This window comes from Spirillospora sp. NPDC052269, from assembly GCF_040679435.1.
GTDB lineage: Bacteria > Actinomycetota > Actinomycetes > Streptosporangiales > Streptosporangiaceae > Spirillospora.
Map to the genome: position 1 here is coordinate 518,808 of NZ_JBFAUU010000001.1, position 18,997 is coordinate 537,804.

The window sequence follows — 18,997 nt, forward strand, 5'->3', positions numbered from 1 at the left end:
ATGCCGCCCAGGAGCACGGCGACGCCGGTCAAAGCGCCCGGACACGTGGCGGCCCACGGCCAGGGAGGCGTGGGAGACAGCCCCGTCCGGCCGGACGGCACGCTCAAGGTCGCGGGCGAGTTCGCGTTCGCGTCCGACCTGTGGATCGACGGGATGCTGTGGGGCGCGACGCTCCGCAGCCCGCACCCGCGCGCCCGGATCGTGTCGCTCGACATCGGGCCCGCGCTGGCCCTGCCGGGCGTCCGGGCCGTCCTCACCCACGAGGACGTGCCGGGCAGCAAGTTCTACGGGATCGACAACGCGGAGGACCAGCCGGTCCTGGCGATCGACCAGGTCAGGCACGAGGGCGAGCCGATCGCGCTGGTCGCCGCCGACCATCCGGAGACGGCGCGGCGGGCCCTGAAGGCGATCGCGATCGAGTTCGAGGTGCTGGAGCCGATCACCGACGCCCGCGCGGTGATCGCCGACCCGGAGAACCTCAAGGTCCAGCCGCTCGGCGGCATCACGCGGCACCAGCCCGTCCGCGTCGGGGACGTGGACGCGGCGCGCGCACAGGCCGAGGTCGTCGTCTCCGGTGACTACGAGGTCGGCATCCAGGACCAGGCGTTCCTCGGCCCGGAGTCCGGCCTCGCGATGCCGTCCGAGGACGGCGGCCTCGACCTGTACGTGTCCACGCAGTGGATGCACAACGACCTCAAGCAGATCGCGCCCTGCCTCGGCCTCGCCGAGGACGAGATCCACATGACGCTCGCGGGCGTCGGCGGCGCGTTCGGCGGACGCGAGGACCTGTCGATGCAGATCCACGCGGGCATGCTGGCGCTGCACACCGGCCGTCCGGTGAAGATGTCCTACAACCGGTACGAGTCGTTCTTCGGGCACGTCCACCGGCATCCGGCCACGATGCGCTATGAGTACGGCGCGACGGCGGACGGCACGCTCGTCTACGCCGACGTCGAGATCGTCCTGGACGGCGGCGCGTACACCTCGTCCACGCTGAACGTCACGGGCAACGCGGCGTCGCTCGGCGTCGGGCCGTACGAGATCCCGAACATCCGCATCGACGCCTACGGCGTCTACACGAACAACCCGCCGTGCGGGGCGATGCGCGGGTTCGGCGCGGTCCAGGCGTGCTTCGCGTACGAGGCGATGATGGACAAGGTCGCCGCCGCCTGCGGGCTGTCGCCGCTCGAGGTGCGACGCCGGAACGCCGTCTCCCAGGGCTCCAGGCTCGCGACCGGGCAGGTCATCGACTCACCCGCGCCGCTCGCCGAGATGCTGACCCGACTCGAAGGGATGCCGCTGCCGCCCGACGCGGACGCCTCCGACCTCCGGAACCTGCCGGGCGGCGTCTCCCAGACCACGCACGGCGAGGGCGTCGTGCGCGGCATCGGGTACGGCGTGGGCATCAAGAACATCTGCTTCTCCGAGGCCTTCGACGACCTCTCGACCGCCCGCGTCCGGCTGGAGGTGATCGGCGGGGAGGCGACCGCGCTCGTCCACACCGCCGCCGCCGAGGTCGGGCAGGGCCTGGTGACCCTCCAGACGCAGATCGCGCGGACGGAGCTGGGCGTCCAGCGGGTGACGGTCGCGCCCGCCGACACCGCGGTCGGCGACGCCGGGTCGTCCTCGGCGTCCCGGCAGTCGTACATGACGGGCGGCGCGGTGAAGGCCGCGTGCGAGGCCGTCCGGGGCGTCCTGCTGGAGCGGGCCGCCGACCGGTTCGGCCACCACGACCTGACGCTGGTCGGCGGGAAGGTCGTGTCGCGGGAGGCGGGGGTGCTGGCGACCATCGAGGAGGCCCTCGGGGACGCCGTCATCGAGGAGGTCCGCGAGTTCCACCACCGGCCCACGCAGAAGATGGACCCGGTCACCGGCCAGGGGAACTCCCACACGCAGCTCGCGCTGTGCGTGCACCGCGCGGTCGTGGACGTCGACACCGAGCTCGGCCTGGTCAAGGTGGTCGAGATGGCCGCCGTCCAGGACGTCGGGAAGATCATGAACCGGCTGTCGCTGGAGGGCCAGATCCACGGCGGCTCCGCGCAGGGGCTCGGCCTCGCGCTGATGGAGGAGATCGTCGTGTCCGGCGGCCTCGTCCGGAACCCGTCGTTCACCGACTACCTGATCCCGACCATCCTCGACATGCCGCCGATGCGGCTCGACATCCTCGAGAACCCCGACCCCGCCGCGCCGTACGGGCTGCGCGGCGCGGGCGAACCGCCGACGCTCTCGTCCACCCCGGCCATCGTCGCGGCCATCCGCGACGCCACCGGCAAGGGGCTGAACCGCGTGCCGGTCCGTCCGGAGCACATCGTGGCGTGACCGATGGACAACATGGTGTGACCGATGGGCGAGGATGGGACGCCAGGCAGAACCGCTGGTGAGGGAGGGACGGCGATGACGCGGGACCATGTCGTGATCGCGCCCGACAAGTTCAAGGGGTCGCTGACGGCGGCCGAGGTCGCCGGGCACGTGGCGGCCGGGCTGCGGCGCGCCCGTCCGGGCATCCCGTTCATCCTCCTGCCCGTCGCGGACGGCGGCGACGGCACCGTGGACGCCGCCGTCGCGTCCGGTTTCTCCCGGGTTCGGACGGCGGTGACCGGGCCGACCGGCGAACCGCTCGTCGCGTCCTACGCGGTGCGCGGCACGACCGCCGTGGTCGAGCTGGCCGAGGCGTCCGGGCTGCGCCGCCTGCCCGGCGAGTTCGCGCCGCTCACCGCGTCCAGCCGGGGGACGGGCCAGCTGGTCGACGCGGCGCTGCGCGGCGGCGCGCGGCGGATCGTCCTCGGCCTCGGCGGCTCGGCATGCACCGACGGCGGAGCCGGGATGGCGGCGGCGCTGGGCGTCCGGTTCCTGGACGAACGCGGCGTCGACCTGCCTCCGGGCGGGGGCGCGCTGCGGCGGCTGGCGTCGGTCGACATCGGGTCGCTGCCGTCCCGGCTCGCCGGCGTCGAGGTGATCGTGGCGAGCGACGTCGACAGCCCGCTGCTGGGCCAGGACGGCGCCGCCATGGTGTTCGGCCCGCAGAAGGGCGCGTCCGCGACGCAGGTCCGGGAGCTGGAGGAGGGGCTCGCGCGCCTGGTGTCCGTTCTTCCGCAGGGCGCGGTGCATGAGCGGGCGGGCGCGGGCGCGGCGGGCGGCGTCGGGTTCGGCGCGATGGCGTTCCTCGGCGCGACGGTCCGTCCCGGGATCGACTTCCTGCTCGACCTGCTCGGGTTCACGGACGCGGTGCGCGGCGCGCGGCTGGTCGTCACGGGCGAGGGCTCGCTCGACCGGCAGTCGCTGCGCGGCAAGGCCCCGGTCGGCGTCGCGAGGGCCGCCGCGCGCGAGGGCGTCGCCACGATCGCCGTCGCCGGGCACCGCGCCCTGACCGGCGAGCAGCTCCGCAAGGCCGGCATCCAGGACGCGTTCGCGCTCATCGACATCGAACCCGACCCCGTCCGCTGCATGGCGGAGGCCGGCCCGCTGCTCGAGCGCCTCGTCGCCGAGCGGATCGTCCCGGCCTGGCTGACCGACTGAGGAGAGGCGAACGTGCCCGATGACCTGGTGATCCGCTCGCGCCGCGCCGTCCTGCCGGACGGGGAGCGGCCCGCCGCCGTCGCCGTCCGGGACGGGCGGATCACCGCGGTCGCGGCCCACGACGCGCCGCTGCGCGCCGGCGCGGAGGTCGACCTCGGCGACCTCGCGCTGCTGCCCGGGCTCGTCGACACCCACGTCCACATCAACGAACCCGGCCGGACGGAGTGGGAGGGCTTCGCGACGGCGACCCGCGCGGCGGCGCGCGGCGGGGTCACGACGCTGATCGACATGCCGCTCAACTCCCTGCCGCCGGTGGTCGACGCCGCCGCGCTGGAGGTGAAGCGCGCGGCGGCCTCCGGGGCCGTCCACGTGGACGTCGGGTTCTGGGGCGGCGCGGTGCCCGGGAACGTTCCGGACCTGCGTCCCCTGCACGCGGCCGGGGTGTTCGGGTTCAAGTGCTTCACGGCCGACTCGGGCGTCCCGGAGTTCCCGCCGCTGTCGCCGGAGCGGATGGACGAGGCGTTCCGTGAGATCGCCGCGCTGGACGGCCTGGTCATCGTCCACGCCGAGGACCCGGCCGTGCTGGCCGAGCCGTCCTCGGGCGCGTACGCCGACTTCCTGGCGTCGCGTCCGCCGTCCGCCGAGCGGTCAGCGGTCGAGCAGGTCATCCAGCTCGTGGAGCGGACGGGCGTGCGCGCGCACGTCCTGCACCTGTCGGCGGCCGACTGCCTGGAACCGCTGGCCGAGGCCCGGTCGCGCGGCCTCCCGATCAGCGCCGAGACCTGCCCGCACTACCTCACGCTCTGCGCGGCGGACGTCCCCTCCCCGGACGCCACGTCTTACAAGTGCTGCCCGCCCATCCGCGACGCCGCCAACCGCGACGCTCTCTGGGAGGGCCTGGCGGGCGGCGTCATCGGCTGCGTCGTCACCGACCACTCGCCCTGCACGCCGGAACTCAAACGCGGCGACTTCGCGACGGCGTGGGGCGGCGTCTCGTCCCTGCAACTCGGCCTCCCCGCCGTCTGGACGGCCGCCCGCGAGCGCGGCCACTCGCTGCGCGACGTCGTCCGGTGGATGGCCGAAGGGCCGTCCGCGCTGGTCGGGCTCACGTCCAGGAAGGGACGCATCGCCGTCGGCAACGACGCCGATCTGATCGCTTTCGCCCCCGACGAGTCCTTCACGGTCGTCCCCGGCGACCTCGAACACCGCCACCCCGTGACGCCGTACGCGGACCGCACGCTCACCGGGGTCGTCCAGGCGACCTGGCTGCGCGGCGAGACCGTCACCGGCGCCGCCCGGAACTCCCCGCGGGGTGTCCTGCTGAGCCGTCCCCGACCGTCGAACGGAGCCGTGACGTGACCGACTTCTCCGCCTTCCCGGACCTCGCCCTGCGCACGCTGGGCGGATCGGTGCTCGCCGCGAGCGACGAGTCGTTCACCGCGAAGGAGAACCTGATCAACCCGTGGCCGCCCGGGTTCTCCCCGCAGACGTTCGGGGCGAAGGGCCAGGAGTACGACGGCTGGGAGACGGCGCGCCGCCGCCCCGGCCCGGACGGGGACCTCGGGCACGACTGGGCGGTCGTCCGGCTCGGCCTGCCCGGCGTGATCCGCGGCGTGGTGATCGACACCGCCTGGTTCAAGGGCAACTACCCGCCGCACGCCTCGGTCGAGGCCTGCGCGCTGGGCGGCTACCCGGGCCCGTCCGAACTGGCGGACGCCGACTGGACGGAGATCGTCCCAAGGAGTCCGCTGCAGGGCGACACGGTCCACGAGTTCCCGGTGGACGTCGAACGCCGCTTCACCCACGTCCGGCTGCACATGTTCCCGGACGGCGGGATCGCCCGGCTGCGCGTCCACGGCGAGGTGGTCCCGGACCCGTCTCTCCTGAGCGGCCTCACCGTCGACCTGGCCGCCCTGGAGAACGGCGCGCGCGTCACCGAATGCAGCGACGAGTTCTATTCGTCGCCCGACAACATGCTTTTCCCCGGCCTCGCCCGCAACCAGGCCGAAGGCTGGGAAACGGCCCGCCGCCGGGACGGCGGAAACGACTGGGCCGTCGTGCGACTGGCCGCGCCCGGCAGAATCGCCGTCGCCGAATTCGACACGACGAACCTCAAATTCAACGCCCCGGCCGAGGTCTCCCTGTCCATCAGCGCCGACGCTTCCGTATGGCGGGAGATCCTGCCGAGAACGCGCCTCCAACCCGACACGCGGCATCGTTTCCGCCTCGATTCGGATGCCGAGGCGACCTTCGCCCGGGTCGACGTCCACCCTGACGGCGGCCTGGCCCGCCTCCGCCTCCCGGGAACCCTCACCCCGGCCGGGGAACGGGCCGTCCGGCACCGCTACGAGACCCTGACCTGAGCGGACGCCCGAGCCGATCCCGGCCCGGGCGTCCCGCTGCGGATCAATACCCGCTGCGGATCAGTAGCCGAACTGCCCCGGCTTGTAGTCGCCCCCGAGCTGCTTGTTGATGACGCCCATCCGGTTGCTGGCGTTGATGAGTGAGACGACCACCAGCAGGTCGGCGAGTTCGGCCTCGTCATAGTGCTTGGCGGCGTTCTCCCACACCTCGTCCGGGACGCCCTTGCCGTCGGCGATCCGCGTCCCCTCCTCGGCCAGCTCGAGCGCCGCGCGCTCGGCGTCGGTGAAGACGTTCGACTCCCGCCACGCCGCGACCAGGTTGATGCGCGTGGCGTCCTCGCCGCCGTGCGCGAGGTCCTTGGAATGCACATCGGTGCAGTATCCGCAGCCATTGATCTGACTGGCCCGCAGCATCACCATGTCGCGGGTGGCGGCCGGAACCGTCGACTCCTTGATAATGGCCATGCTCGCCGACGCGAAGTGCTTCAGCGCCTTGGCGGCGACCGGGCTTCCAAACAGATCCACGCGAGGCATCTCGTACTCCCTGGCTCTCTAAGAACGGTTCGCCATGAAGATGCCGGCGCCCCTTCTCGCGTGACAGTTTCCTCGTGTGACCTGCGCCATACGACAAGGCCCCGCATCCGATCGGATGCGGGGCCTTCGCGTGCGTCGTGGCTCGGTCTCAGTCCTTGGAGGCGTTCTGCTTGGGGGCCGAGAGCGCCTCCGCGATCGGGCTCTGCGGGGGCGGCGGTGCCTGCGGCGCGGACTCGGACGCCTTGGACGCCTCGGGCGTCAGCGACTCGGCGACCGAGACCGGCGGCACCCAGCCCGGCTCGGGAGCCGGAGGCATCGACGGCAGGGACGGCTTCACCGGCGCCGTGAGCTTCGGGGGCGCCGCGGCCGCCTTCGGCTTGGCGTCGTTCGCCGGGGTCAGGATGCGGGGCTCGCGGTCCGGGATGAGGCCCGGCGCGGGCTTGATCGCGGGCGGCGGGAGGTCCATCTTGCGCCGCGCCCCCTTGCGGGAACGCGCCCGGCCACCCGGGCCGCCGCCGCGTCCGCCGCCTCCCATGCCGCCCATCGGGATGCCGATCATGGGGACGACGGTCTGGTTCGACTGGTTGCCGCCGTGCTCGTCCTTCTTCTCGTCCTTGTCGTCCTTGCCGTCCGGGGAGGGCGGCGTGGCGGCGGGATCGGCGGAGGCCAGCCGGACGCCTCGGCGCCGGGGTGGCGGCGGGGCGTCGGCGGCGCCGTCGATCTTCTCCGGGAACACGTGCCAGAGTTCGGCGATGCGGGCGTTGAGGCGCCGCATGAACTGGTCGACGTCGTCCGCGGCGGTGCCGTGGTCGGGGGCGTGCTCGACGTACCAGGGCAGGATCTCGCCGCCGTAGGCGCGCAGGGCCTCGCCCATGGCGCGGGCCGACGCGAGCAGGTGCTCGGAGTCGGTGAACAGGCGGCGGAGCGCGGCCAGCGACGGGGACGACGCGGCCTCCGGGTCCTCCGCGTGGCGCCGGACGAGGTGGAAGAGCAGGTCGCGGAGCTCGGCCAGGCGGCGGGCCGCGTCCTCGTAGGAGGCGGCCGCGGTGGCGACGTCGGCGGGGTCGGTGCCCCGCAGCAGGTCGCGGACCTTGTCGGCGTCGGCGTGCCCGCCGGCGGTGTCGGCCGGGGGGTTCCCGGTGCGGATGGGAGCGTGGCGGGGGTCGGTCATGGGGTCTCCTGCGGGCCGCCGTCCAGGAGTTCGCGGACGCGTCCGACCCGGTCGACGTTGTCGTCCTCGGCGTCCTGGACGGTCTCCGCCGTGCGCTCCAGGGCTTCGGCGGTGGCCAGGATCTCGGTGTAGAGCAGGCGGTAGGCCGCGCTGAACTCGGCGTGCCCGCGGCCGGCCGTCCCGGCCAGGGTGCGGGCGGCGTCCCAGTCGCCGAACGCGGCGGCGGGGGTGTTCGTCCGGACGGTCACGTCGGCCGGGGATCCCGGGCCGTTCGGGCGCGCGAGCTCCCGCCGGAGCAGCGCCGCCGCTCCCCGGGCGAACTCGTGGTCGTGCGCCGTGCCCCCGCGGTTCGGTTCGGTCACGAGACGACTCTCCCTGGCGATCGGTAGAGATCGTCATCCTCGCGGAGGGCCGCCGCCCGGGTCAAACCGGACGACGGCCCCTTCAACGCATGTTCAACCCATCCCCCGAGGTCAGGGCTGGGCGGGGGGCTCCTCCTCCAGGAGGTCGTCGAACTCGCCGTCCTTGACGCCCGCGACGAACGCGTCCCACTCGGCCTCGGTGAAGTAGAGGACGGGGCCGTCGTCGTCCTTGGCCGAACGCATCACGACGGCACGCTCACCGAACTCCTTGTGGTTCACCGGGACGTCCTTGCCGTCGATGAACTCGATGATGACGCCATCGGTGACGATCGGTTCCTGGTTGTTCACTGCCACCCCTTCGAGGCCGGTCCGCGGACGCCCCCAGCCTAGAACGCGCGGCCCTCCGGTGGGCCCGCGAACGCTACGGCGGCGACGGCGAAGAGAGGATGTCCACGCGTTCTCCCACGGAAGGCCGACCATGCTCCCCGCACCAAGGAACCGCGCCCGGTGACCACCACGCCCATCCGAGCGCAGGTCGACGCGCGTGCCGACGCTGACGCCGAGGGCGGCGCCGCATCCGACGCGGACGCCGCGGTCATCGAGCGGTCGCTGCGCGAGCCGGAGAGCTTCGCCGGGATCTTCGACCGCTACTACGACGTGATCCACGGGTACGCCGCGCGGCGGCTCGGCGCGGCCGCGGCCGACGACGTGGCCGCCGAGACGTTCCTGATCGCCTTCGACCGGCGCGGGACCTACGACCTCGCGCGCCCGGACGCCCGGCCCTGGCTGTACGGCATCGCGTCCAACCTCATCGCCCGCCGGCACCGCGCCGAGGCGCGGCAGTACAGGGCGCTCTCCCGGACCGGCCCGGACGGGCCGTCCGAGAGCCCCGAGGAGCGGGCCGCCGACCGGCTCGACGCGAGCGCCGCACGGGGGTCGCTCGCCGCCGCGCTGGCCGACCTGAACGACGGCGACCGGGACGTCCTGCTGCTCGTCGCCTGGGCGGACCTCACCCCGACGGAGGTGGGCGAGGCGCTCGGCCTGCCCGCCGGGACGATCCGCTCCCGCCTCCACCGAGCCCGGACCCGCGTCCGCGCCGCGCTGCCCGCCAGTTTCAAGGAGACAGCATGAACGACCAAGACGACCTGAAGGCACTCGACGAGGCGTGGCCCGTCCCCGCCCCCCCGTCGCCCTCGGCCCGCGCCGCCGCCCGCGCCGCCCTCATCGACCGCATGACCGTCGCGTCCACCGCCGCCCCCGCCCCCGAGGTCGAAACGCCCGCCCGCCCCGCACGCCGGGGACGGCGCCGCTGGACGTTCGGGCTTGTGGCGGTGGGCGCAGCGGCCGCCGCTGTGGCCGCCTTCGCGGCGGTTCCGTCGTCCGGGCACCGGAGCGGCGGAGGCGTCCAGCTCGTCAGCGCGAACACCGTGCTGGACCGGGCGGCGCTCGCCGCCGAACGCCGTCCGTTCCAGGCACCCCGCCCGGACCAGTGGGTGATGACCGAGGAACAGGGCGTCAAAGACGAGGTCACGCTCACCCGCGGAAAGTCCGACCTGCTGAACACCACCCGGACCTGGCTCAAGGCCGATGGCACCCAGCAGGCCATCTGGGACTCGTCGTCCAAGAAGCTGCGGATCCATCGGTTTCCCACCGGCCAGGGACCGATGGGACTGATGGGGTGGTCCTACGACAAGGTCGCCGAGCTGCCCGCCGACCCGGACGCGTTGATCGCGTTGGCCGGAAAGCGTCCGCCCGGGGCGCACGACCTCGCCCCCAAGGTGCGCTGGGGGGTGGTCCTGGGGTACCTGTACGGCATCCTCGAGAGCACGCCGCCGCCCGCGCTGCAGAGCGCGATCTACAAGGCACTGAAGAAAGTGCCCGGCGCAAGGGTCACGGCCATGAAGGATCCGGTGGGCAGGCCCGCCCTCCTGCTCAACTGGGATTTCGGGGGACTCGTTCGCAATGAGCTCCTGCTCGACCCGTCCACCTACTCCTACCTGGGCTCCCGGGGCGTCGCCCAGAAGCCGCTGACACGGCACCGCGACACCGGGACGGTCGTTCTTCCGGCGGGCACCGTGATATCGGCATCCGTCCGGACCCGTGCCGGGGTCGTGGACAAGCCGGGGCAGTTGCCCCGCTAGGAGACCTGCCGCGATGGGCTAGAAGTCGTGCAGGAGGCGCGCGGCCGCGACATCGAGGCGGGCCTGGATCTCGTCGGCGGTGGCGTGGCCGCGCAGCATCTCGATCATCTCCATCGTCCAGACGCTGGCCAGGGCCTTCGCGAGGACGTACCGGCGGTCGCCCGGCGGGACGGCGACGTCGCGGCCGACGGACGCGCGCAGCAGCAGCCCGGTCATGCGGTCGCCGAAGTCGGTCTTGACGTCCGAGAGCAGCAGCGAGCGGATCAGGGCCTCGGCGAGTTCGGGCTCGCGCATGAGGCCGCGGGTCGCGCGCATGAGGACGTCGACGGCGCGCCGGTGGGCGGCCTCGGTGCGCGGCGGACGGCGCTCGATGCTGCCTTCGAGCAGGTCCAGCTCCTCGCTGACGACCGCGACGACCAGGTCCATCTTGGACGGGAAGTAGCGGTAGAGCGTGCCGAGCGCGACCCCGGCGCGTTCGGCGACCGTGCGCATCTGCATCGCCTCGACGCCGCCGCGGGACGCGAGCGCGGCGGCGGCCTGGACGATCCGGCGGCGCCGCTGGTGCTGGCTGCGGGACCGCGCCCCGCCGCGAGGGGTGTCGTCCACTCCCGGAAGGGCGGCGGGGTCCTCGGTCGGCTGGTCGCCGTTCACGGTCTGTTCTGCGCTCACCGGGCCAGCCTACAGGCAAGACAGGAACGTGTTACTTGAACACGATTCGGTTCGATCTCCGGGCGGCGGCTCACTGCGGTGGGAGGGGGTGAGTGCACCTATGGACACTGACTAGAATCTGTTCTAGTTTTGCGGCCGGGAGGTGACGCCGGTGACCGTCGCGGAACTGCTCGCGGCCCGCGCCGCCGATGACCGTCCGGGACTCTCGTGCGCCGACGACGGGCGGCGCTGGAGCTGGCGCGAGGTCGTCGCCGAGTCCGCCGCCCGCGCCGCGTGGATGACGGCCCGGCGCCATGGCGGGCGCCCGCTGCACGTGGGCGTGCTCCTCGACAACCTGCCCGAACTGGTGTTCCTGCTGGGCGGGGCCGCGCTGTCCGGGAACGTCCTGGTCGCGCTGAACCCGACCCGCGGCGCCGCCGAACTCGCGGGCGACGCGTGCCGCGCGGACTGCGACCTGGTCGTCCACCAACCCGAGTACACGACCCTCGCGCAGGGGACGGCCGTCCGGACCAAGGGGTTCGCCGACCGCACCCGCGAGGTCGTCGAACTCTCCGAGCACGAGCGTGCCATCGCCCGGTACGCCGGGGCGGACCTGCCCGACACGGCCGGGATCGACGACGCCACTCTGATGATGCTGATCTTCACCTCGGGCACGTCGGGACGGCCGCGCGCCGTCCGGGTGACGCACCGCAAGGTCGTCCTGCCGGGGGAGAACCTGGCCGGGCGGCTGCTCACGCCCGAGGACGTCGTGTACTGCCCGATGCCGCTGTTCCACTCCGGCGCGATCATGGCGGCGTTCGCGCCCGCGCTCGCCGCGGGGGCCGAGCTGGTCGTCCGGTCGCGGTTCAGCGCGTCCGGGCTCCTGCCGGACGTGCGCGCGCACGACTGCACGTACCTGCACTACGTCGGCAAGGCCCTGTCGTACGTGGTCGCGACGGCGGGCAAGCCGGACGACGCCGACAACCCGCTGAAGGTCGCGTTCGGGAACGAGGCCGCGCCACTGGAGCAGAAGGCGTTCAGCGAGCGTTTCGGCTGTTTCGTCATCGACGCCTACGGCTCCACGGAAACGGCGATCTCCTTGTCGCCCGACCCGTTCGGGCCGTCCGGGGCGCTCGGGAAACTCACTCCGGGGATCAAGATCCTCGACCCGGAGACCGGCGAGGAGTGCCCGCCCGCGCGCCTCGACGCCGCCGGACGCGTCGCCAACCCGGACGAGGCGATCGGCGAACTCGTCAACACCAGCGGCGACGGGCTCTTCGACGGCTACTACAAGGAGGACGCCCCCGACCGGCTCCGCGACGGCATGTTCTGGAGCGGCGACCACGTCTACCGCGACGCCGACGGCTACGTCTTCTTCGCCGGACGCGCCGCCGACCGGCTCCGCGTCGACGGCGAGAACTTCGGGGCCGTCCAGGTCGAGCGGGTGCTCGCCGCGTTCCCGGGCGTCCGGCAGCTCGCGGTGTTCGGCGTCCCGGACGCGGCGTCCGGCGACCAGGTCATGGCCGCGCTCGTCACCGACACCGGCGGGTTCGATCCGGGCGCCTTCACGGCGTTCCTGCAACAGCGGGACGACCTCGGCCCGAAATGGCCGCCGCGGTACGTGCGGGTGACGCGGGAGCTGCCCGCCACGCCGTCCAACAAGATCCTCAAACGTGCGCTGGCCCGGGACGGCTGGCGCACCGACGACCCGGTGTGGTGGCGGCCCGGCCGCGACCTCGCCTACCGCCGGATGACCGCCGTGGACGTCGCGGCGCTCGCCGCCGAGTTCCGGCGGCGCGGACGCCAGCACCTCCTGGAAGGGAGCGCCTGAGTTGGAATTCGACCTCGACGAGGCCCAGCGCGAGCTGCGGAGCCTCGCCGCCGACCTCCTCGGCCGGGAGGCCGCGCCGCAGCGCCTCGAAGCCTTCGAGAAGACCGGCGCGGCCTACGACCCGGCGATCTGGAAGGCCCTCGCGCAGGCCGGCCTGCTCGGCGTCGTGGTGCCCGAGGGGCAGGACGGCGCGGGACTCGGACCGGTCGAGCTGACCGTCCTGCTGCGCGAGGTCGGCGCGCACGTCGCGCCCGTCCCGGCGTACGCGACGCTCGCGCTGGCCGCCCTGCCGATCGCCCTGACCGGCACGGGCGGCCACAAGGAGCTGCTCGCGGGCGTAGCGTCCGGCGAGACCGTCCTGACCGGCGCGTACCGGGAGGTCGGGCCGTCCGGCACGGTGGAGACGACCGCGCGCGGCGGGCGGCTGACCGGGACCAAGACCTACGTCCCGTACGCGGACGAGGCGTCGCACCTGCTCGTCCCGGCGCGGACGGACGACGGAACGGTCCGGGTGTACGTGGTCGAGCGGTCCGAGGCGGCGATCGCTCCGCAGCCGTCGGCGACGTCCGAGCCGCTGTCGCGGGTCGAGCTGGACGGCGCGCACGGCACCCCGCTCGGCGAGGGCGGCTGGGACGCCTTCCGCCGCTCGGCGGTCACCGGCGCCGTCGCGATCTCGTCCGGCGTGATCGAGGGCGCGCTGAAGCTGACCACCGAGTACGTCAAGACGCGTGAGCAGTTCGACCGGACGCTCGCCCAGTTCCAGGCCGTGACCATGCAGATCGGCGACGTGTACATCGCCAAGCGCGCGCTGGACGTCGCGGTCTGGGCGGGCGCGTGGCGCTTCGCGACCGGCGCGGACGACACCGACACCGACCTTGCGATCGCCGCGTACAACGCGTCCGACTCGGTGGTGAAGGCGCTCTACACCTGCCAGCACCTGCACGGCGGCATCGGCCTGGACGTCACCTACCCGCTGCACCGCTACTTCGCGTGGGCCAAGCAGACCGGGCACCTGCTCGGCGGCGCGGAGGACCAGCTCGACACCCTCGGCGCGCTCGTCGCCGCTCAGGAGGTTCAGTAGCCGATGTTCATCGACCTCACTGACGAGCAGAAGACGCTCCGCGCCGAGCTGCGCGACTACTTCCGCGGCTGCCTCACCAAGGCGCAGCGCAGGCGCATCGCGGACGACCCGTTCGGCGAGTACTACATGGAGCACTGCAGGCGCCTCGGCCGGGACGGCATGCTCGGCGTCGCCTGGCCCAAGGAGTACGGCGGACGCGGCTACGGCCCGGTCGAGCAGCAGATCTTCGCGAACGAGATCGCGCGCGCCCAGGTCACGTACCCGATCATCACGCTGAACTCGGTCGCGCCGACGATCCTCCAGTACGGCACGGACGAGCAGAAGGCGTTCTTCCTGCCGAGGATCCTGGCGGGGGAGTGCCACTTCGCGATCGGCTACAGCGAGCCGGGCGCGGGCACCGACCTGGCGTCGCTGCGAACCACGGCCGTCAAGGACGGCGACCACTACGTCGTCAACGGCCAGAAGATCTTCACGTCCGGCGCGCACTACTCCGACTACGTCTGGCTCGCCGCCCGAACCGACCCGGAAGCCAAGAAGCACAAGGGCATCTCGATGCTCATCGTCGACTGCGAGGACCCGGGCTTCTCCTGGACGCCGATCGTCACCATGGACGGCCGCCACCACACGAACTCGACCTACTACCAGGACGTCCGGGTCCCGGCGGACATGCTCATCGGCGAGGAGCACAAGGGCTGGGACCTCATCGTCAACCAGCTCAACCACGAGCGGGTCACGCTCGGCCCGGCCGGCAACATCGGCCACACCTACGACCGGTTCGCCGCCTGGGCGCGCACCGCGACCGGACGCGACGGACGCCCCCTCATCGAGGAGCCCGCCGTCCGCCGCGCCGTCGCGCAGGTGCACGCGTACCTCCGGGTGAACGAGCTGCTGAACTGGCAGGTCGCGGCCAACATGGACCTCGGCTGGCTGGGCGCGGCCGACGCGTCCGCCACCAAGATCTACGGCTCGGAGCGGATGCAGGACGTCGGCCGGATCGTCGGCGACACCCTCGCCCGGTTCGGCGACCCCGGCGATCCGGAGACCGCCGAGTTCCTGGAGATCCTGGACCACGGGGTCAAGGGCGCGGTCGTGCTGACCTTCGGCGGCGGCGTGAACGAGATCCAGCGCGAGCTGATCGCCATGATCGGCCTCGGCCTGCCCCGCGCACCCCGGTGAGGAGCCCCGTGCAAGGCGAACCGACCCTGCAAGGCGAACCGACCGTGCAAGGCGAACCGGCAGTGCGCGAGCAGCCGACCGTGCACGACGAACTGACCGCGCTCGCCGAGCGGCTGACCGCGCGCGGCGAGAGGCCCCCGCGGCCCTGCCCGGACGCCGTGAACCCGGCGATGGTCCGGCACTGGACACAGGCGCTCGGCGACGCGTCCGGCGCCTGGGAGGACGTGGCCCCACCAGCGATGATCCAGGTCTGGTCGATGCCGGGCCTGGGCGCGAAGAAGACCGGTTCGGTCGCGGACGACCCGATGCGCCTGCTCAACGCGCACGGCTACACCGGCGTCGTCGCGACCAACTGCGACCAGACCTACGACCGGTATGTGAAGCTCGGTGAGCGGCTGCGCTCGACCACGCGGTTCGGCGGCGTCGCCGGGCCGAAGCAGACCGCCATGGGCGAGGGCTACTTCGTGACGTGGTTCCAGTCCTGGTACGACGAGAACGACCAGCGCGTCGCCGAGATGCTGTTCCGGGTGCTGAAGTTCAAACCGAAGCAACGCGGTGGGGGCGGCAAGCCGTCCGGTGCGAAACCCGGGAAATACCCGCTGCGACCCACGATCGGCCTGGACACGCAGTACTTCTGGGACGGCGTAAACGACGGCGAACTGCGCGTCCAGAGCTGCGCCGACTGCGGCGCGCTCCGGCATCCGCCCGGCCCGATGTGCCCGGAGTGCCACTCCACGAACCGGACGTACCGGAACGCGAGCGGACGCGGCGTCGTGCATAGCTTCGTCGTCCACCACCACCCGCCCGTCCCCGGCCGCACGCCGCCCTACGTGGTCGCGGTCGTCGAGCTGGAGGAGGGCGTCCGGATCCTCGGCAACGTGATCGGCTGCGAGCCGTCCGAGGTCGAGGTGGACATGCCCGTCCGCCTCGTCTTCCAGCACATGGACGACGAACTCGTCCTCCCGCAGTGGACCCCGGCGAACGCCCCTGAACCGGCCAACGAGCCGGAAGAGGAGGAATCGGACGGGCTGCGGATCGAGCTGACGCCGACGTTCGTCATCGCGACGGCGATCGCGACGCGCGACTTCACGCCGGTCCACCACGATGTCGAGCTGGCCCGCGCACAGGGGTCGAAGGACATCTTCGTCAACATCCTGACGTCGATCGGACTCGTCCAGCGGTACGTGTTGGAGACCGTCCCGGGCGGGGAGCTGGAGAGCATCGAGGTGCGGCTCGGCGTCCCGGCCTACGCGGGCGACGCGCTGACCCTCACCGGCGAGCGCGCCGGCGACCGCACGCTCAAGGTGCGCGGCGCGGTCAGCCTCGGCGACCACCTGACCGCGACCGTCACGTTCAGGTCCGGCACGTTCGAGGAGAAGGGAGACGCGCGGTGAGCCTGTCCGGGAAGGCGGCGATCGCGGGGATCGGCGCGACCGAGTTCTCCAAGGACTCCGGCCGCTCGGAGCTGCGGCTGGCCGCCGAGGCGTGCCTGGCCGCGATCACGGACGCGGGCCTCAGCCCCGCCGACGTGGACGGCCTGGTCACCTTCACCGCCGACGCGAACGCGGAGATCGCCGTCCAGCGCGAGCTCGGCATCCCGTCGCTGGGATTCTTCTCCCGCGTGGACTACGGCGGCGGCGCGGCCTGCGGCACCGTCGCGCACGCGGCGATGGCCGTCGCGACCGGGCAGGCGGACGCCGTGGTCTGCTACCGGGCGTTCAACGAGCGGTCCGGGCACCGGTTCGGGCAGGCCAACAAGGGCGGCGGCGCGGGCTCCCTCGGCATGGAGTTCTCCTGGCACCTGCCGTACGGGTTCGCGACCCCCGCCGCGTGGGTCGCGATGCAGGCCCGCCGCTACATGCACGAGTACGGCGCCACCAGCGAGGACTTCGGACGCGTCGCCGTCGCCATGCGGAAGCACGCCGCGACGAACCCGAAGGCGTGGTTCCACGGCCGTCCGATCACCCTCGACGAGCACCAGGCGTCCCGGTGGATCGTCGAGCCGCTGCACCTGCTCGACTGCTGCCAGGAGTCGGATGGCGGGCAGGCGATCGTCGTCACGTCCGCTGAACGAGCCCGTGACCTGCCGCATCGTCCCGTGCTGATCGTGGGCGCGGCGCAGGGCACCGGCCCCGACCAGATGATGATGTTCTCCTACTACAGCGGCGACATCGCGACCCTGCCCGCGATGGGCAGGGTCGGCGAGCGGCTGTGGCGGCAGTCGGGGCTCGGGCCGGACGACGTCCACACCGCGATCCTGTACGACCACTTCACCCCGTTCGTCCTGATCCAGCTGGAGGAGCTGGGGTTCTGCGGACGCGGCGAGGCGAAGGACTTCCTCAAGGACGGCGGCATCGAACTCGGCGGACGGCTGCCCGTGAACCCGCACGGCGGGCAACTCGGCGAGGCCTACATCCACGGGATGAACGGCATCGCCGAAGGCGTCCGGCAGATCCGCGGCACCTCGGCCAACCAGGTCCCGGACGCGACGAACGTGCTGGTCACGGCCGGGACCGGCGTCCCGACGAGCGGCCTGGTCCTTACCGCCGGCTGAGGCCCTCGATGACGGCGCGCGGCAGGAACCCGGACTCGACCCGTACCTGGATGCCCCGGTCGTGCGCGAGGCAGGCCAGCCCGAGCGCCTCGAAGTTGAGTTGCCCGGCCGGGGCGCCGAGGCGGTCGCCCGCGCCGTAGTAGTCGGCGTAGAGCCCGAGTGCCTCGGCGAGGACGGTGTTGAAGCCGTCCGCGTCGTCCTCGACGATGCGGTCCAGCAGGCGGAGCCGGGGGTTGGACAGGCACTCCCACCAGTCGTCCCCGGACGTCTTCGCCAGCGCCTTCTTCAGGATCGGACGCGGGTCCTCGCCGCGCAGGACGGCGTGGCACGCGCGCGCGTACGAGGTCGTGTCCTGGAGCGTGGGGCGCAGGTCGGTGGAGTCGAAGGCGGTCAGGATCGCCAGGTCCGCCTGCGACCGGACGGTCCAGGCGAGTGCGACGGCCCGCGCGTACGTCGAGTCGTTCGCCTCGCTGACCGGCCCGGACGCGGGAAGCTCGTCGGTGCGTCCGCCGAGCGTGACCGTGATCGGCGTGCCCCGCGGCACCGACGCCAGCCGGAACGCCGCCGCGTACGCCTCGCTCGCCAGGGCCAACGTCTTCGCGTACCGGGGGTCCTCGGCGCCCGGGTCGACCACCGAGTGGAACGTGAGCGCCATCAGCTCGTAGCGCGCGACGTCCCCCATCGCCTCGAACCGGTAGTGGACCAGGCACTCCGGGCTGAACGCGCTCTCCACCGGGTTCCGTTCGATCTCGTCATAGGCCTCCAGCCACTGCGCGGCACGGTCGGTGCCGAACTCGGGGCGCGAGACCAGGCCGTCCGCGCCGGGCTTCTTCGGCCCCGCGCGCGTGATCATTCGGACCGGCAGGTAGCCGGACTCGACCTCGACCGGCAGGCCGGCCTCGTGCGCGAGCGAGGCCAGGGCCAGCGGCTCCCAGGCGATCAGGTCGCGCGCCCGCGACCCGGCCCGTTCGCGGTGCTGCTCCAGCGCCGTGACCAGGGCGGCGTTGAACGCGGCGGCGTCGCCCCCGGCGATCGCGCGCAGCATGGAGCCCTCGAGGGTGTCCGGGTAGTCCTCGGCCGGGCCCTCGTTCCAGAAGACGCGGAGGGCCCGCATGAAGGGGTTCTCGCCCGCTTCCTCGGGGACGGCCTCGACCAGCCCGTACAGCCCGCCGAGGATGCCGTCGTCGCCGACTGCGACCGCGACCCGGAACGCCTGGACCCAGTCGGTCGCGCTCAGGGTCTCCTCGTCCTCCTGCGCGAAGCCGAACCCGACGCCGAGGTACTCGACCCAGGCTCGGACCTCGCCGCCGACCGGGACGGTCTGAGCGCGCGCGTAGTCCCGGTACAACTGCGCGGCGGAGGACAGCGCGAGCCAGGTCTCGCGGGTCTCCACGCGCGGGTCGATCTCGGCCGTCCGCGCCGCGGCGTAGTCGAGCAGCATGCCGGCGAGCATCTCGATGCCCATCGGGCCGCCGTACTGGGCCCGGCTGGTGTCCCCGTCCAGCTCGTTCGGAACCGCCGCCAACGCGGACGAGACGGATGCTTCGGAAAAGTCGTGACGATCAACGTGCATGGTGCGCGATCGTAGCGACCCCCACCGTCAGCGGCCCTGGAGTCAGC

General features: G+C 72.8%; 17 protein-coding genes. 11 read left to right on the forward strand and 6 right to left on the reverse strand.

Going from position 1 to position 18,997, the window contains the following annotated elements; translation table 11 throughout:
• The 4 genes from pucD to alc all read left to right on the forward strand — a co-directional run bounded on the left by pucD (position 1) and on the right by alc (position 5,879).
• The gene (gene pucD / locus AB0L06_RS02485) at positions 1–2,319 is read left to right on the forward strand and encodes a xanthine dehydrogenase subunit D (RefSeq protein ID WP_500229109.1); all 2,319 of its coding nucleotides are present in this window, start codon (positions 1–3) and stop codon (positions 2,317–2,319) included.
• 75 nt (positions 2,320–2,394) lie between these two features.
• A complete protein-coding gene (locus tag AB0L06_RS02490; protein WP_500229110.1) occupies positions 2,395–3,516 on the forward strand; it encodes a glycerate kinase in 1,122 nt (373 codons plus the stop codon).
• A gap of 12 nt (positions 3,517–3,528) precedes the next feature.
• On the forward strand, positions 3,529–4,875 hold the full coding sequence (allB, locus tag AB0L06_RS02495; RefSeq protein ID WP_500229111.1) for an allantoinase AllB: 1,347 nt from the start codon (positions 3,529–3,531) through the stop codon (positions 4,873–4,875).
• Entirely contained in the window at positions 4,872–5,879 is a 1,008-nt protein-coding gene (alc, locus tag AB0L06_RS02500) for an allantoicase (protein ID WP_500229112.1), read from the forward strand. The genes allB and alc overlap by 4 nt, the downstream gene beginning before the upstream one ends.
• A gap of 60 nt (positions 5,880–5,939) precedes the next feature.
• Here alc and AB0L06_RS02505 read toward each other — a convergent pair whose 3' ends face one another.
• The 4 genes from AB0L06_RS02505 to AB0L06_RS02520 form a co-directional block, all read right to left on the reverse strand.
• Positions 5,940–6,413: a carboxymuconolactone decarboxylase family protein gene (locus tag AB0L06_RS02505; protein ID WP_500229113.1), complete on the reverse strand. Its 474-nt coding sequence runs from the start codon at positions 6,411–6,413 to the stop codon at positions 5,940–5,942.
• A 148-nt stretch (positions 6,414–6,561) separates the two neighbouring features.
• Positions 6,562–7,584 carry a hypothetical protein gene (locus AB0L06_RS02510; RefSeq protein ID WP_500229114.1) on the reverse strand — a complete coding sequence of 341 codons (1,023 nt, stop codon included), beginning with the start codon at positions 7,582–7,584 and terminating at the stop codon, positions 6,562–6,564.
• On the reverse strand, positions 7,581–7,946 hold the full coding sequence (locus AB0L06_RS02515; RefSeq protein WP_500229115.1) for a hypothetical protein: 366 nt from the start codon (positions 7,944–7,946) through the stop codon (positions 7,581–7,583). The genes AB0L06_RS02510 and AB0L06_RS02515 overlap by 4 nt, the downstream gene beginning before the upstream one ends.
• Positions 7,947–8,057: 111 nt before the next feature.
• Positions 8,058–8,294 (reverse strand): DUF397 domain-containing protein, encoded by a 237-nt coding sequence (locus tag AB0L06_RS02520; RefSeq protein WP_500229116.1) that lies wholly within the window; start codon positions 8,292–8,294, stop codon positions 8,058–8,060.
• A gap of 159 nt (positions 8,295–8,453) precedes the next feature.
• On the opposite strand from AB0L06_RS02520, the gene AB0L06_RS02525 reads away from it, so the two are divergent.
• Both AB0L06_RS02525 and AB0L06_RS02530 read left to right on the forward strand, forming a co-directional pair.
• Positions 8,454–9,077: an RNA polymerase sigma factor gene (locus tag AB0L06_RS02525; protein WP_500229117.1), complete on the forward strand. Its 624-nt coding sequence runs from the start codon at positions 8,454–8,456 to the stop codon at positions 9,075–9,077.
• Positions 9,074–10,087, forward strand: a complete 1,014-nt coding sequence (locus tag AB0L06_RS02530; protein WP_500229118.1) for a CU044_5270 family protein — start codon at positions 9,074–9,076, stop codon at positions 10,085–10,087. The genes AB0L06_RS02525 and AB0L06_RS02530 overlap by 4 nt, the downstream gene beginning before the upstream one ends.
• Positions 10,088–10,105: 18 nt before the next feature.
• On the opposite strand, the gene AB0L06_RS02535 is transcribed toward AB0L06_RS02530, so the two are convergent.
• Entirely contained in the window at positions 10,106–10,693 is a 588-nt protein-coding gene (locus AB0L06_RS02535) for a TetR family transcriptional regulator (protein WP_500229304.1), read from the reverse strand.
• 214 nt (positions 10,694–10,907) lie between these two features.
• On the opposite strand from AB0L06_RS02535, the gene AB0L06_RS02540 reads away from it, so the two are divergent.
• The 5 genes from AB0L06_RS02540 (at position 10,908) to AB0L06_RS02560 (ending at position 17,377) form a co-directional block, all read left to right on the forward strand.
• Positions 10,908–12,566 carry an AMP-binding protein gene (locus AB0L06_RS02540; protein WP_500229119.1) on the forward strand — a complete coding sequence of 553 codons (1,659 nt, stop codon included), beginning with the start codon at positions 10,908–10,910 and terminating at the stop codon, positions 12,564–12,566.
• A gap of 1 nt (position 12,567) precedes the next feature.
• Positions 12,568–13,647 carry an acyl-CoA dehydrogenase family protein gene (locus AB0L06_RS02545; protein WP_500229120.1) on the forward strand — a complete coding sequence of 360 codons (1,080 nt, stop codon included), beginning with the start codon at positions 12,568–12,570 and terminating at the stop codon, positions 13,645–13,647.
• A 3-nt stretch (positions 13,648–13,650) separates the two neighbouring features.
• Positions 13,651–14,823, forward strand: coding sequence for an acyl-CoA dehydrogenase family protein (locus tag AB0L06_RS02550; RefSeq protein ID WP_500229121.1), 1,173 nt, complete (start codon positions 13,651–13,653; stop codon positions 14,821–14,823).
• Positions 14,824–14,885: 62 nt separating this feature from the next.
• On the forward strand, positions 14,886–16,217 hold the full coding sequence (locus AB0L06_RS02555) for an OB-fold domain-containing protein (RefSeq protein WP_500229122.1): 1,332 nt from the start codon (positions 14,886–14,888) through the stop codon (positions 16,215–16,217).
• Positions 16,214–17,377 carry a lipid-transfer protein gene (locus AB0L06_RS02560; RefSeq protein ID WP_500229123.1) on the forward strand — a complete coding sequence of 388 codons (1,164 nt, stop codon included), beginning with the start codon at positions 16,214–16,216 and terminating at the stop codon, positions 17,375–17,377. The genes AB0L06_RS02555 and AB0L06_RS02560 overlap by 4 nt, the downstream gene beginning before the upstream one ends.
• Here AB0L06_RS02560 and AB0L06_RS02565 read toward each other — a convergent pair.
• Positions 17,364–18,950, reverse strand: coding sequence for an immunity 49 family protein (locus AB0L06_RS02565; RefSeq protein WP_500229124.1), 1,587 nt, complete (start codon positions 18,948–18,950; stop codon positions 17,364–17,366). The two genes, AB0L06_RS02560 and AB0L06_RS02565, sit on opposite strands and share 14 nt — an antisense overlap.
• Positions 18,951–18,997: the final 47 nt, after the last annotated feature.